13 protein-coding genes are annotated in these 14235 nt (G+C 48.4%); 4 read left to right on the forward strand and 9 right to left on the reverse strand.

Going from position 1 to position 14235, the window contains the following annotated elements:
* The gene (locus L6442_RS25070; protein ID WP_212976966.1) at positions 1–1437 is read right to left on the reverse strand and encodes a bifunctional metallophosphatase/5'-nucleotidase; all 1437 of its coding nucleotides are present in this window, start codon (positions 1435–1437) and stop codon (positions 1–3) included.
* Between the two features lie 288 nt (positions 1438–1725).
* On the opposite strand from L6442_RS25070, the gene L6442_RS25075 reads away from it, so the two are divergent.
* The gene (locus L6442_RS25075) at positions 1726–2448 is read left to right on the forward strand and encodes a molybdenum cofactor biosynthesis protein (protein WP_212976967.1); all 723 of its coding nucleotides are present in this window, start codon (positions 1726–1728) and stop codon (positions 2446–2448) included.
* A 92-nt stretch (positions 2449–2540) separates the two neighbouring features.
* Positions 2541–3590, forward strand: a complete 1050-nt coding sequence (locus L6442_RS25080; protein ID WP_194229767.1) for an HD-GYP domain-containing protein — start codon at positions 2541–2543, stop codon at positions 3588–3590.
* A 205-nt stretch (positions 3591–3795) separates the two neighbouring features.
* Here the strand turns inward: L6442_RS25080 and L6442_RS25085 are convergent, their stop codons facing one another.
* From L6442_RS25085 to L6442_RS25120, 8 genes are all read right to left on the reverse strand, one after another.
* A complete protein-coding gene (locus L6442_RS25085) occupies positions 3796–4038 on the reverse strand; it encodes a hypothetical protein (RefSeq protein ID WP_212976968.1) in 243 nt (80 codons plus the stop codon).
* 72 nt (positions 4039–4110) lie between these two features.
* A complete protein-coding gene (locus L6442_RS25090; protein WP_212976969.1) occupies positions 4111–4944 on the reverse strand; it encodes a MerR family DNA-binding transcriptional regulator in 834 nt (277 codons plus the stop codon).
* A gap of 254 nt (positions 4945–5198) precedes the next feature.
* Complete coding sequence (gene sufB, locus L6442_RS25095) at positions 5199–6596, reverse strand: Fe-S cluster assembly protein SufB (RefSeq protein ID WP_212976970.1); 1398 nt, start codon at positions 6594–6596, stop codon at positions 5199–5201.
* 20 nt (positions 6597–6616) lie between these two features.
* Entirely contained in the window at positions 6617–7048 is a 432-nt protein-coding gene (gene sufU / locus L6442_RS25100; RefSeq protein ID WP_212976971.1) for a Fe-S cluster assembly sulfur transfer protein SufU, read from the reverse strand.
* Positions 7048–8259 (reverse strand): cysteine desulfurase, encoded by a 1212-nt coding sequence (locus L6442_RS25105; RefSeq protein WP_212976972.1) that lies wholly within the window; start codon positions 8257–8259, stop codon positions 7048–7050. The genes sufU and L6442_RS25105 overlap by 1 nt, the downstream gene beginning before the upstream one ends.
* Positions 8256–9560 carry a Fe-S cluster assembly protein SufD gene (gene sufD / locus L6442_RS25110; RefSeq protein WP_212976973.1) on the reverse strand — a complete coding sequence of 435 codons (1305 nt, stop codon included), beginning with the start codon at positions 9558–9560 and terminating at the stop codon, positions 8256–8258. The genes L6442_RS25105 and sufD overlap by 4 nt, the downstream gene beginning before the upstream one ends.
* A gap of 22 nt (positions 9561–9582) precedes the next feature.
* The gene (sufC, locus tag L6442_RS25115) at positions 9583–10365 is read right to left on the reverse strand and encodes a Fe-S cluster assembly ATPase SufC (protein ID WP_212976974.1); all 783 of its coding nucleotides are present in this window, start codon (positions 10363–10365) and stop codon (positions 9583–9585) included.
* 497 nt (positions 10366–10862) lie between these two features.
* Positions 10863–11324 carry a Dps family protein gene (locus L6442_RS25120; RefSeq protein WP_212976975.1) on the reverse strand — a complete coding sequence of 154 codons (462 nt, stop codon included), beginning with the start codon at positions 11322–11324 and terminating at the stop codon, positions 10863–10865.
* A gap of 527 nt (positions 11325–11851) precedes the next feature.
* On the opposite strand from L6442_RS25120, the gene mtnK reads away from it, so the two are divergent.
* Together mtnK and mtnA are read left to right on the forward strand one after the other, a co-directional pair.
* Positions 11852–13081 carry an S-methyl-5-thioribose kinase gene (mtnK, locus tag L6442_RS25125; RefSeq protein ID WP_212976976.1) on the forward strand — a complete coding sequence of 410 codons (1230 nt, stop codon included), beginning with the start codon at positions 11852–11854 and terminating at the stop codon, positions 13079–13081.
* Complete coding sequence (mtnA, locus tag L6442_RS25130) at positions 13078–14160, forward strand: S-methyl-5-thioribose-1-phosphate isomerase (RefSeq protein WP_212976977.1); 1083 nt, start codon at positions 13078–13080, stop codon at positions 14158–14160. The genes mtnK and mtnA overlap by 4 nt, the downstream gene beginning before the upstream one ends.
* The last annotated feature ends 75 nt before the right edge of the window (positions 14161–14235 follow it).

Raw genomic sequence — 14235 nt, forward strand, 5'->3', positions numbered from 1 at the left:
CTAATGGGCTTTTACCCATCTGACACGTTCACTTTCGTCAAGGGCTCCCGGACGCTGCAGCTCCAGGCGGAGCAGATCGCGGAGGAAATCCGGCAGCATGAAGCGCGGATTCTCCCCCAATGCGATGCTCTCGTAGCCAATGCCGAACGTAAACATATCAAGCGTTCCAACCTCATATTCTCGCTCGTCCTCAAGCGGTTCTCCCATAAACATAATTTGGACAATCCTATCATAAGGGATACGGCCCGCATCATACAAGACTTCCAAGCCATCAACCGCGATATTGCCCAAAATTTCCCCACGGAAACCAAAGCCGACGATTGCTCGGCCCCAAAATTCGGGAAGCAGGCTTTCTTCCAGGGAGCGGCGGATATGCTTGCCCTTCAGCCTGATGACGCATGGATTAACCGGCGATGGGCAAAGCGTATGCAGCATCCCCGCCGATACTTCGCCTTTCGGAAGTCCGGCCAGCAGCTGACCTGTGTTGACGAGCGCTATTTCAGTCCGGGTATACTGGCGGACGGCCTGCGCCAGCAGATTTCCGAACGGGGACTCCTCCATATGGCTCAGCTGCAGCTCCCGGTCGGTAACAGCCACAGCTTCACTTAACGCTTCTTCCGCATGCGCGCGGTGTCGGGCTAGAGCAGCGTCAACCGTTTCATCCAACATATTCGTATCCACGGACACACAGCAGCCCTCCGTCATACGGTAGCTTCCGTTCGGCTGTTCTTCCATCCGGATCCGGCCCACATAATTTCCGAACTTACCGGCTCCGCAGACCGCCGTATTTCCAATCTGAAGCGGTTTTTCAAGCAGATGATGGGTATGGCCGCCCAATATTAGATCGATGCCTTCAAGCCGCTCTGCAAGCTTCTCGTCGGACGCTAGCCCGAGATGGGACAGCAGGATGACAATATCAGCTTGCTGACGCAGGGCTTTCACCTCCTGCTTGATTGCCGTCTCAGGATCAAGCGCTTTAAGCCCCAACAGTTCATAAAAAGCCGCAAACGGCGCCGTAGCCCCCGTTAAACCGATCTTGACGCCACCTTTGTCAATGATGGTATGCTTCTTCATCCATGAAGGGGGAGCGCCTGTCGCTATCTCCAAAATATTGCAGCACACCACCTGTGCCTGCAGCTTCGCATAAGCGATGCCCAAATCCTCGGGCGTCAGCGTCAGCCCCTCATTATTTCCTATTGTAATTACGTCGTATCCCGTCAGATTCAGAATGTCGACATTGGCCGCGCCCATCGTACCTTCGGTTTCCACCGCCGTCCGGTCCATATGATCCCCGATATCCACCGTCAAGATAGGCTCTCCATTCGCCGCTTTACGCTGACTGGCTATATATGCCGCGATGGAGCTCACTTTTTCGAAATGGCTGTGTATATCATTCGTATGCAATATCGTAACTGTTTTTGGCTTGTTGTGCTGCATGGATAAAGTCCTTCCTTTCTTTCCGGGTACAATCAGTTACAACCAATTCCTTTTGTCCGGGCAAGCTGGCCCTCTAGGGGATAAGCATAACATTTTCAAAGCGGATATGGTATATTGAAGAGACATTAAAATCCCCCGCAAAGAGTATCGGAAAGAAGTAAGGGCGCCTCTCAAAGAGGGGCGCTTTTGCGGAGCAAAAAGTACTGAGTGACGTATTGCCTTCGAAGCTTATACTGGTTACTTGCGGGGATCCCTGATATTAGATCATCAATGTTTGAGGTGAAAAATATGCTTCTGCGCATTCAATTGTTTGCGGGTCTTGCAGAACGTCTGCAAACCTCGGTTCTTTCCTACTCCACCCCGCGATCCGAAATAACGGCGGATGAATTGAAAATAGAGCTGTCCAATTCTTTTCCGGAGGCTGCGTCTTTGATCTCCGTTTCTTTTGTCGCCGTAAATCAGGAATATGCTCCAGGGGACTACCTTATTACGGAAGATGCGGAAATTGCGCTGATCCCTCCGGTATCGGGTGGAGATGGACGCGAGCCCGTTTGCGCTCAATCCAAGGACGGCCTCTTTTGCATTACCGATCAGCCTTTGTCGGTCGATGAAGTCACCTCCAAGGTGCTGCATCCGAATCATGGCGCAATCCTCTCCTTTATCGGTACGACACGTGAAATGACCGGCGCACAGCGCACCGTGCATTTGGAATATGAGGCCTATATCCCCATGGCATTAGCCCAGCTTGAAGCCATCGGCAAAGATATTGATACCCGCTGGCCGGGAACCTTATGCGCGATTTCGCACCGGATCGGCAAGGTCGACATTATGGAGACAAGCGTCATCATCGCCGTATCTACCGGGCACCGGGAAGATTGCTACGAAGCAAGCCGGTATGCCATCGAAAAATTGAAGCAAGCCGTCCCAATTTGGAAGAAAGAAGTTTGGGACGATGGCTCCGAATGGAAGGGTCATCAAAAAGGGCCCTGGGACCCAACCGCAAGCCTATAGTTCTAGCACATTTGCATTGTCAATCCATTTTTTTCTTGTTATGATAGTTGGTAACAGATGTCGAATTTTGAAGAAACGGAGTGACGTTTTGCTTGAAAGTGCATGTCACAGACTTAAAACCAGGCGATCGGCTGCTTGCGGACACATTTAATGAAGCAGGTCTTCACGTTCTGCAGCAAGGAACGGAGCTAAAAGAGGAAGAGATTCACAAGCTGATGCAGCACGGCGTGGACTATGTAGACATTGAGCCTGCCGTTCAACAACCTGCTATCGCAATGATCCATACGCAGCAGTACGAACTCTTGCAAAAGACCAAGCCTTATCTTGAGCAGGCCGTAGACGGATTCGAGTCCATGTACTTGGAAGCGTTAGCAACAGGCCGCTTTAATGAAGGCGTGGTCGATGATATTATGGAGCCCTTGGTCGATCAATTAAAAGAGCATAAAGATATCGTGTCCCTTATGCTCTGCATTGACCAAAACGACGATTATACCTATATCCATTCGATGCAGGTAGGGATTCTTTCCTACTATATCGCGTCCTGGCTCGGATTCTCCAAGGAGGAAGCCTATGAAGCAGGCAGGGCTGGCTATCTCCATGACATCGGCAAATGTCAAATTCCCGGCAGTCTGCTAAACAAACCGGGCAAGCTGACGTTTGAAGAATTCGAAGAAATGAAAAAACATACGATCTACGGGCATGATATCATCTGCAGCTCCACGCCGGACACCATCCCGGCACTGGTTGCCCTGCAGCATCACGAACGCGATGACGGAAGCGGATATCCTCATGCGATTGAAAAAAACGAGATCCACCCTTTTTCAAGAATTACAGCCGTGGCCGACGTATTCAGCGCCATGAGCATGAACCGCGTTTACCAGTCCAAGCAGGAGCTTCTCACCGTCTTGCGCGAGCTCCACACCATGAGTTTTGGCAAATTAAGCGCCAATGCTACCCAGGTATTTATCCGCCACATGCTTCCTAACTTCATCGGCAAAAACGTGATTCTTTCAACCGGAGAGAGAGGCACGATCGTTATGACCAACCCCGCCGATTTCTTCCGTCCGCTCGTGAACACCGGTGACCGTTTTGTCGATCTCTCCGCTGAGCACGATATCGGGATTGACCAAATTTTCTTATAAATAGAATACCTGAATAGGTCCCTGGCAATATGCCCGGGATATTTTTTTGCCTTCCATTTCGAATTTGATTCTTGCTACTCGGCAAACTTTAGATCCATCTGCTTTATCAGTTTAAACCTAATAATTGATGAAATTATAAATAATAGCGTCAAAATCAGGCATAGTATATTAAAGATCATTAGGGTTAACGGCATCCACACCAAGATCATATGAAAAGAATAATCGATAAGACATGCATTACTTCTTTCCCATTAGTAACCGTTATTGCGGCCCCCGGAGATTGATCACCTGTCATGAACTTAAAAATAATATCCTGCATCTCTTCTGAATGAATAGCATTATTGATTACTTTTCCCGAATATGCATAGATTGAAGTCACTTCAAAGTTAAACAAGATGATGAAGGATAATATAAATATAATCACTCTTCTAAATTGAATCATTGCCATTTATCTTTTCATTCCTTTCGAGCGCCTTGGTATATTATTTCTCCTGTAAAAAACAATAGACCCTTGAGTTGGTCAAGGGTCTATAACATGATTTGTATTTTTGGGGACTGGCAATAGTATTTCTACAAAGTATTCATTATGTAATTCATTATCGCGAATAAGACAAAACTCGTAGTTGACTAATGATTCAACGTTCTCTTCTTCTTTATAGAAATGTGAAATTAGTTTACTCAGGTAGTCTGCCAGCTCTGCTTTAGTACCGTAGAACTTTGCCTTTATGCACTCGCCAATGCAACGTTTGATTTCTATATTTGTAATCGTTTCCTGCTCCATAAAAATTTGTTCTTCCGGATAAATGGAAAATAATAAATAGTGATCGTTTTCAATCATTTTTCCATCGTCATTCCGATAAAAAGCCGCATAATTCTCCACTTGATAATCGCTTAATTTCGATTCCAAATCTTTATAATGTTTAACCAATTCGGGTAAAGGTACGGCATATAAAGTGCAATCGATATTTTCAATTAATAGTTCGCTAAAATCATAGTTATTTTTAAAACTCGAAATTTCATGCATCATCATTTTTAATTGATGAACGTATTTCTTCATCAGCTCAAGACGGTTCATTTTTTCTTCGATAATTTCTTCTTGCCTTTCAATCAAATCCCGATATTGATTTATATCTTCGTGCTGGAATACGTTTTTCATTTCTTTGAGTGGGATTTCCAAGTATTTCCCCACCAAGATGTGTTCTAATAAATCCAAAAGCTCGAAGGAGTAATACCGATATCCATTGGTTTTGTCCACAAAGGGCTTCAAAATTCCGATTTTGTCATAATGCCGCAATGTATCTAAACTTATCCCATACATTTTACTAACTTGGCCTATACTCAGTTTATATTTCATTTACGGTTCACGTATAGACGTTCTCGTTTAAGCTTGTCTTAGATGTACATCGTCCGTACTTCCTTTCATTATTCTAGATCTCGACTGAATCATAACCTGTCGCTGCTATAAAATCAAACTGGGCAAGCTCCGCTTAAAACTTATATAATCTATAATCCAAAAAGAGCCGCTTCCAGATCCATACGGACCTGAAGGCGGCTCTTTCATATATTCTTGTCTTACGTTCAAAAGGCTTGAATATGCTCCGGTTGCCCTTAACCGATGCTGCCTTCCATTTCGAATTTGATCAGACGGTTCATTTCTACCGCGTATTCCATCGGCAGTTCTTTCGTGAACGGCTCGATGAAGCCCATAACGATCATTTGCGTCGCTTCGGCTTCGCTCAGACCACGGCTCATGAGGTAGAATAATTGATCTTCGGATACTTTGGAAACCGTAGCTTCGTGTTCAAGAACGATATTATCGTTTTTGATCTCATTGTATGGAATCGTATCGGAAGTGGATTCATTATCAAGAATCAGCGTATCGCATTTGATGTTTGCTTTTGCGCCTTCCGCATTGCGTCCAAAGGAAGCCAAACCGCGGTAAGTCACTTTGCCGCCATGCTTACTGATCGATTTCGAAACGATGGTCGATGTGGTATCCGGTGCCAGGTGGATCATTTTGGCGCCGGCATCCTGGTGCTGGCCTTTGCCCGCCACCGCGATCGACAATACCATGCCTTTCGCGCCGCGTCCTTTCAAGAGGACTGCAGGATATTTCATCGTCAGCTTGGAGCCGATGTTGCCGTCAACCCATTCCATGGTTGCATTTTCTTCGGCAACGGCACGTTTCGTTACGAGGTTGTAAATGTTAGGTGCCCAGTTTTGAATCGTGGTATAACGAACGCGGGCATCCTTTTTACAGATGATTTCCACGACCGCGCTGTGCAGCGAGTTCGTGCTGTAGATTGGAGCCGTACAACCTTCTACATAGTGAACGAAGCTGCCTTCGTCCGCGATGATCAGCGTACGTTCGAACTGTCCCATGTTTTCGGAGTTGATCCGGAAGTATGCCTGCAGTGGAATTTCGCATTTTACGCCTTTAGGGACATAAATAAAACTTCCTCCAGACCAAACTGCGCTGTTCAAAGCCGCAAATTTGTTATCGGTTGGAGGTACTACTGTTGCAAAATGCTCTTTGAAAATTTCAGGATGCTCTTTCAGCGCCGTATCGGTATCCATAAAGATGACGCCCTGATCTTCCAAATCCTTTTGCATGTTATGGTAAACGACTTCGGATTCATATTGGGCCGAAACGCCGGCAAGGAACTTTTGTTCCGCTTCAGAGATACCGAGCTTGTCGAAGGTTTCTTTGATTTCGGAAGGAACCTCTTCCCATGTTTTGCCTTGTTTCTCCCAAGGTCTTACATAATATTGAATATCGTTAAAATCGAGGTCGTCGAGGTCGCCGCCCCATTTAGGCACTGGCATTTTCTCGAACTGCTCGAGAGATTTCAAACGGAATTCAAGCATCCATTCCGGTTCGTTCTTGATTTTGGAAATCTCGGTGACAATTTCGCGGGTCAAACCTTTACCGGTCTGGAAAACCGCTTTGTGTTCGTCGCGGAAACCATACTTATATTCTTCTATTTCAGGGGCTTTTTTAGCCATTGGTTTGAACCTCCCATCAATTAATGATCATGCTGTTTCTCATCGATTCCTTTCCGCAGCGCATTCCACGCAAGCGTGGCGCATTTGATGCGGGCAGGGAATTTATTCACACCGGACAGGGCTTCAATATCCTCGTAATCGTCAAAATGGACGTCTTCTCCTTGCATCAGCGCGGAGAACCGGGATGCCAGATCCTGAGCTTCTTCCACCGTTTTGCCTTTGACGGCTTCGGTCATCATGGAAGCGGAAGACATGCTGATCGAGCAGCCTTCCCCCGTGTATTTGGCATCCTGTACGATTCCGTTATCCACCTTGAGCTGCAGCGATATTTTATCGCCGCAGGTCGGATTATTCAAATCAACTGTTAAGGTTCCGTCTTCGAATTTTCCCCGGTTGCGCGGATTTTTATAATGATCCATAATCACGCGCCGGTACAAGTCATCAAGTTGCATTAGCCAAAATACTCCTTTGTCTGGATTAATGCGCTGATCAGACGGTCCACATCTTCTTTGGTATTGTACAGATAAAAGCTGGCGCGAGCCGTTGCACTTGCCTCCAGCCAGCGCATCAGCGGCTGGCAGCAGTGATGTCCCGCACGGATGGCAACGCCGCTGGCATCCAGAACCGTCGCCACGTCATGCGGATGAACATCCCCCAGATTAAACGTGACCAGGCCGACCTTCCGTTCGCGCGGACCGTACAGCTTGAGCCCATCAATCTCGGACAAACGGCTTACCGCATAAGAAGCCAGTTCATGCTCATGCGCTTCAATGGCATCCATTCCGATGCTTTCAAGAAAATCGATCGCAGCACCGAGTCCTACCGCTCCGGCAATGATCGGAGTTCCCCCTTCGAACTTCCACGGAAGCTCTTTCCAGGTGGATTCATAAAGTCCGACGTCATCGATCATTTCCCCGCCAAATTCAACGGGTTCCATCTCTTCAAGCAGCGCTTGTTTGCCATAAAGCACGCCGATACCGGTAGGACCGCACATTTTATGGCCGGACAAAGTATAAAAATCGCAATCCAGGTCCTGCATATCCACCTTCATATGGGGCGAGCTTTGGGCTCCGTCCACAACCATGATGGCACCGTGCCGGTGTGCGAGGGCCGCAATTTCCTTTACCGGATTAACGACGCCCATCACATTGGAGACGTATGCCATCGCGACAATTTTCGTCTTGTCCGTGATGACCTTCTCCACTTCGGACAAGGTCACTGAACCGTCTTCCTGTAGTTTAACATATTTGAGTACGGCACCGGTGGCTTTCGCCGCCTGCTGCCATGGAATGAGATTACTGTGATGCTCCATCGGAGTCAAGACGATTTCATCGCCTTCGGACAAAATGGAGCGGGCATACGACGAAGCAACCATATTAAGCGATGTCGTCGTGCCGCGTGTGAAAACAATTTCCTTCGTGCTTTTGGCATGAATGAATTTCGCCACTTTTTCGCGTGCGCCTTCATAAGCATCGGTAGCACGGCTGCCGAGCGTATGTACGCCCCGGTGCACGTTCGCATTATCATATTCATAATAATGCCGCAGCGCTTCAATTACGGCCAGCGGTTTCTGCGAAGTCGCCGCACTGTCAAGATACACCAGCGGATGGCCGTTGATCTCCTGCTTCAAAATCGGGAACTGCTCGCGAATGGCGCTATTCATTGTCCCAACTTCCTTTCAACGATAGCCTGCAGCTGTTTCTGAAGGCTCTCCAGTGGAATTTGGGAAACAACAGGTGCCAAGAAGCCGTAGATGATAAGCGATTCGGCAACTTCGCGCGAGATGCCGCGGGACATCAGGTAATAGATTTGCTCCTGATTGACTTGGCCCACGGAAGCCGCGTGGCCCGCTTTAACGTCATCCTCGTCGATCAACAGGATCGGGTTGGCGTCTCCGCGCGCTTTAGGGCTGAGCATGAGCACCTTTTCCGTTTGTTGGCCGTCGGATTTCGTTGCGCCTTTTTCGATCTTCGTAATCCCGTTGATGATCGCCTGAGCTTCTTCGCGCATGACGGCGCGAGTGATCATTTGGCTTTCGGAGGATTTGCCGAAATGGTTGGCGCGGGTCGTATAGTTCAGCTTCTGGGATCCGGAGCCGACCGCAATGATTTTCGAGTCGGAGGTCGAACCGTTTCCTTGCAGCACGGAGTACGTATCACTCATCGTGTCGCCATCGTTCATCTCTCCGACGATCCATTCCATGGATGCGTCGTTGCCCACGATCGCGCGGCGATAGCTTAAGTCGGTTATTTTCGTTCCCATTTGATGAATTGTTGCGAAACGAACCTTCGCGCCAGACTTGGCGAAAACTTCAACGACCCCGTTATGGGTAACGGCTTTGTCCCCGTCACCGGAAACATAGTTGTCGACATATGTCACTGTACTGTTCTCGCCGGCAATAATGAGGATATGCGGAGCAAATGTCGCTTCCCCATCATCCGTAAGCAGAACGGCTTGCAATGGAACCGATACTTCCACGTTTTTCGGAACATAGAGGAAGATGCCTCCGTTCCAAAGCGCGGCGTGCAGCGCCGTCACGGAATTCTCATCCGCTTTGACCGCCGTATGCAAATGAGCTTTGACAAGCTCCTCATGTTCTTTTGCCGCCGTTTGCAGATCCGTAAAAATAACGCCTTTTTCAGCAAGCTCCGGCGCAAGCTTCGTATATACCACACCGGAATTGCGCTGGATAAGCAGGCTTCCGGATTCTTGACCATTGACAAGCTCTTGAATGGAGGCCGGAACCTCGGCCAGCGATGCCAGCTGAGCGCTTTCCTTGGCGCTTCCGTAATTTTGGATATCCCAGCGTTCGATTCTCATTTTCTCAAGCTTGGGCAGTTCGAGGTTGGCCGCAAGCTCCAGTGCTTTGAGGCGATTTTCCGTTAACCAAGCCGGCTCTTGTCTCTGCTTGGACAATTGATTCAAGCCTTCGGCGTTAATCGGAAGAATGGTTTGTGTTGTCATTTGCGTTTCCCCCTTCCGTTTTTTACGCTTCTTGACCTACAGTCTCGTCTTCAATGCCAAGCTCTTCCTTGACCCAATCATAGCCTTCAGCTTCCAGACGCTCTGCAAGCTCAGGACCGCCGGATTTTACGATACGTCCTTGCATCATCACATGCACGAAGTCAGGTTTGATATAATTAAGCAAACGCTGATAGTGGGTGATGATCAGGAAACCGCGATCGTCGCTGCGCATTGCGTTTACGCCGCTGGCTACGATTTTGAGTGCGTCGATGTCCAGACCGGAGTCGATTTCGTCCAGGATCACGATGCTTGGCTCAATCATCATCATTTGCAAAATTTCATTCCGTTTTTTCTCACCGCCGGAGAAACCTTCATTCAAGTAACGGTGGGCAAATTCCGGATTCATGTCGAGTTCTTTCATTTTCGCTTCCAATTGACGGATAAAACGGATCAGGGAGATTTCCTGACCTTCTTCGCGGCGGGCATTAATGGCACTGCGCAAAAAGTCGGAGTTTGTCACGCCCGTAATTTCGCTTGGATACTGCATCGCAAGGAACAGGCCTGCGCGTGCGCGCTCGTCGACTCCCATCTCCAAAACATCTTCCCCGTTCAGCGTTACGTTACCATCGGTTACTTCATATTTGGGATGGCCCATAAGAGCCGAAGCAAGGGTACTTTTACCCGTACCGTTAGGTCCCATAATCGCGTGGATTTCGCCGCCCTTCATTTCCAGGTTGATTCCTTTGAGAATCTCCTTGCCTTCGATTTCAGCCTTAAGTCCTTCAATGCTAAATTGAGTAGCCATATACGTTATTCCCTCCGTAATATTGTTTTAGCGAAATCAGACAGTCTATTTAAACAGGGATGACCTACCCTGATTTCTAGCGATCATTATTATCAACTTAAAATCACTCTAAATTGATTCTCAATGATTATCACTAATTTTATAATAAATACCGACTCATATCAACCGTCCAAGGCCGTAAATCATGAATTAATCCCAGAAAGCGAGCATAGCTTACGAAAAGTCATGCCAGCTTCCTTATTTATATGCTTTGCTTCCCGCTTTCGCCTTGTTTGCCAAAAAACGCGGGGTTTTGCTAATATTTGCTTGGATCGAATATCGAATCAGCCCGAATTTTTCCGAAGCTTCTATAGAAATCATAAATCCTTTATATCAGTAAGGCAAAACAATTTAACATCCTGAATGAAAAATGGCTTACACGAAAAGATGTGCCGGCAAATAACCGACACATCTTCATGCACTTTTTATAGTTGCTTATTAATGAATATCTATTTTCCTTAGCCCAAATAAGAACGCAGCATCCACATATGTTTTTCAAGATCGCTTTTGATTCTGATAAACAAGTCTCCGGTTGGATGGTCGCCTGCTTCCTCCGCAAGATGGATGCCTTCATGCATTTCTTCGGCCACAGTCGCAAAATCTTCGATCAAAATTTGCACCATTTTGCGTGCGTCTTCGCTGCCGGAAGCTTCTTGAATGGTGGCGAGCTCCAAATATTCCTTCATCGTTGCCGCAGGGCTGCCTTTAATGGTAAGCAAGCGTTCGGCCACTTCGTCCATTTTCGCTGTAATATCGTCGTAAAGTTCTTCAAATTTGGCATGCAGCGTGAAGAAATGTTCCCCTTTGACATACCAATGGAAGTTATGGAGTTTCACATATAGAACGTTCAAGTTTGCGACTTCCTGGTTCAGCAATTGCTCAATTGTCGTTGTTTTCGATTTGGAAGATGTTTTTGCCATGTCTAATCCCATCCTTTTCTTTAAAATAATCGGCTACCATTGCAGTATGCAAAAAGCCGCGTAAAAATCATTAAAACAAGGCTCATGAAAAAAGCGGCAGCGCCGTTTTAGCCTTTGTTTATATAGTACCCTATAATTTCCCGCATGAATCAAACCTAAGCCGAGAATCCGATGGAAATCTGTGCATTTTCACAATATTGAAACTAATGGGGGATTTTGCAAAGAACAAAAAAACGACTTCCAATCATGCAATATAACCGTCTCCCAATCATGAAATATATAGATGAAACGATTTAGCCTGTCTATTTATGGTTTCCCGGAGCGTCAGAATTCGAATTTTGCAAAATCCAGAATGATGCAAAAGCCTGCCGGAGAACGGGATTCCGCAAGGTGCTGAACAATTTTTCACTTCCAAAAAAAAGATTCAAAATCCTGCTATTATCCTATATACTGGATTAAACCGAACAAAACCCAGTTAATAAGTAGGCTTTATACGGATTTTTCTTCATTTTGCGGAGGTGACTTTTTTGTCCACATATCATCCATTAACCATTGACGAGGCGGTATCTCTTGCCCGCAGCATTCCGGGCCATTTTCCGGCGGATGCCAAACTTGCGTGCAAGGAAATCGGCGACGGCAATTTGAACTTGGTATTCCATATTACAGATCAAAGCGGCAGCGATAAAAGTATCATTATCAAACAGGCCCTTCCTTATGCGAAAGTCGTAGGCGAATCCTGGCCGCTCTCCCTCGATCGGGCGAGAATCGAACGGGAAGCTCTTCAGCTGCAATACAGCCTGTGCCCCGGGCTTGTTCCCGAGGTTTACGCCTTTGACGACCATTTGGCGATTACCGTGATGGAGGACTTAAGCGATCATGTCATCATGCGTAAAGGACTCATCGAAGGCGTGTCCTATCCACTCTTTGCCGGCCATATCGGCGAGTTTCTGGCTAGAACGTTGTTTTATACTTCCGATCTGGCGATGGGGCCGCAGGACAAAAAAGAACAGGTTAAAAAGTTCATCAATCCAGACCTGTGCAAAATCACGGAAGATTTGATCTTCGAAGATCCGTACAAGCTGTCGGACAATAACAACTACCCGGCTTATCTCGAAGATGAGGCTAGAGATCTGCGCGAGAACGCCGCTCTGCATCTTGAGGTCGCGCTGCTGCGCGAAGCCTTTCTGACCCGCACGGAAGCGCTCCTGCACGGCGATCTTCATACAGGCAGCATTTTCGCCACGCCGGAGTCGACGAAAGTGATTGATCCCGAGTTCGCCTATTACGGGCCAATGGGTTTCGATATCGGCGCAATCATTGCCAATCTTCTGCTGAATTACGCCGCGCAGCCGGGCTGGACCAAAGACGAAGCAGCGCGCCGGGATACCGAACAGCGACTGCTGCAAACGGTGTCGGACATCTGGCAGGAATTTGAAGCCCGCTTCCGTAAGCTGTGGAATGAAGAAGCCCGGGATCCGATGTCCGGCGCTCCGGGTTATCAGGATGTGTATATCGCCAAAGTGCTGCGTGACACGGCCGGTTTTGCCGGGTGCAAAATCATCCGCCGCATCGTGGGTCTGTCGCATGTCGCGGACATTGACACCATTGAAGATGAGCAAATCCGCGAAACGGCTCAGCGCAAGGCGCTGGCCATCGGCAAACTGCTTGTCCTGAACCACCGCAGCATACAGACAGGGAACGATATTGTCCGGCTTGCAAAACAAGCGTCACAACCATTTGAAGGAGCTGTGTTATGAGCGACATCTACGAATCTACCGAAAACGCAATTTATGAACCGCTTGTTTCAGTAAAATGGGTCAACGATGGGCTGCAGCTGCTGGACCAGCGTCTGCTGCCGGAATCCATCGTCATGTTGACGCTGACCACGCCCGAGGAAGTTTGGGAAGCGATCCATGCGATGAAGGTCCGGGGTGCTCCGGCGATCGGCATTGCGGCCGCGTATGGCGTCGTACTCGAATCCATGCGCTACGACGGCGTAGACAAGCTCGAATGGCTTGATCATGTAAACAAGGCTTGCGATTATCTCGCCACTTCCCGCCCGACGGCCGTGAATTTATTTTGGGCGCTGGACCGCATGCGGAACAAAGCTTCGCAGCTTACGGCCCAGGGTAATGATCTCCCTAGCTTAAAGGAGACTCTGCTTGCCGAAGCCTCTGCGATCCAGGCGGAAGACGAAGAAGTCTGCCGCCGGATCGGTGAAAACGCGCTGCCGCTCTTTCATGACGGCATGGGCGTATTGACGCATTGCAATGCCGGCGGGCTGGCGACCGCCAAATACGGTACGGCTACCGCTCCGATGTATCTGGCTCACGAACAAGGCATGCGGCTGAAAGTATACGCCGACGAGACGCGCCCGGTTCTGCAGGGCTCCCGCCTGACGGCATTCGAGCTGCAGCAGGCCGGAATCGACGTCACCTTGCTCTGCGACAACATGGCCGGCTTGGTGATGTCCAAAGGCTGGGTACAGGCGGTGATCGTCGGAACCGACCGCGTGGCGGCCAACGGCGATGTCGCCAACAAGATCGGCACGTACAGCCTTGCCGTTTTGGCCAAAGCGCACGGCATTCCGTTTTACGTGGCCTGTCCGCTGTCTACGATCGACCTGAACACCGCTTCCGGCGATTTGATCCCGATTGAGGAACGACCGGGGCATGAAGTTACGGAAGGTTTCGGCAAAAGAACAGCGCCGCAAGGCATAAAGGTGTACAATCCCGCTTTTGACGTGACGCCGAATGAATATGTCACCGCCATCATCACGGAAAAGGGAATCGTCCGAGCCCCTTATGCGGAGAATCTGGCGTCGCTTTTCCGCTAAATTGGAGGGGGCTGCTTTGCGGCCTTCCTCTAACGAAACAGGGACACGCTATTGCCGCAAATGAGGCGACAAAAT

The organism is Paenibacillus azoreducens (assembly GCF_021654775.1).
GTDB lineage: Bacteria > Bacillota > Bacilli > Paenibacillales > Paenibacillaceae > Paenibacillus_AQ > Paenibacillus_AQ azoreducens.

Coding starts and splice junctions, on each gene's coding strand:
- sufU (WP_212976971.1), bottom strand. CDS start 7,048: ATGCAACTTGATGACTTGTACCGGCGCGTGATTATGGATCATTATAAA.
- mtnA (WP_212976977.1), top strand. CDS start 13,078: ATGAGCGACATCTACGAATCTACCGAAAACGCAATTTATGAACCGCTT.
- sufC (WP_212976974.1), bottom strand. CDS start 10,365: ATGGCTACTCAATTTAGCATTGAAGGACTTAAGGCTGAAATCGAAGGC.
- L6442_RS25090 (WP_212976969.1), bottom strand. CDS start 4,944: ATGAAATATAAACTGAGTATAGGCCAAGTTAGTAAAATGTATGGGATA.
- L6442_RS25105 (WP_212976972.1), bottom strand. CDS start 8,259: ATGAATAGCGCCATTCGCGAGCAGTTCCCGATTTTGAAGCAGGAGATC.
- L6442_RS25085 (WP_212976968.1), bottom strand. CDS start 4,038: ATGGCAATGATTCAATTTAGAAGAGTGATTATATTTATATTATCCTTC.
- sufB (WP_212976970.1), bottom strand. CDS start 6,596: ATGGCTAAAAAAGCCCCTGAAATAGAAGAATATAAGTATGGTTTCCGC.
- L6442_RS25070 (WP_212976966.1), bottom strand. CDS start 1,437: ATGCAGCACAACAAGCCAAAAACAGTTACGATATTGCATACGAATGAT.
- L6442_RS25120 (WP_212976975.1), bottom strand. CDS start 11,324: ATGGCAAAAACATCTTCCAAATCGAAAACAACGACAATTGAGCAATTG.
- sufD (WP_212976973.1), bottom strand. CDS start 9,560: ATGACAACACAAACCATTCTTCCGATTAACGCCGAAGGCTTGAATCAA.
- L6442_RS25075 (WP_212976967.1), top strand. CDS start 1,726: ATGCTTCTGCGCATTCAATTGTTTGCGGGTCTTGCAGAACGTCTGCAA.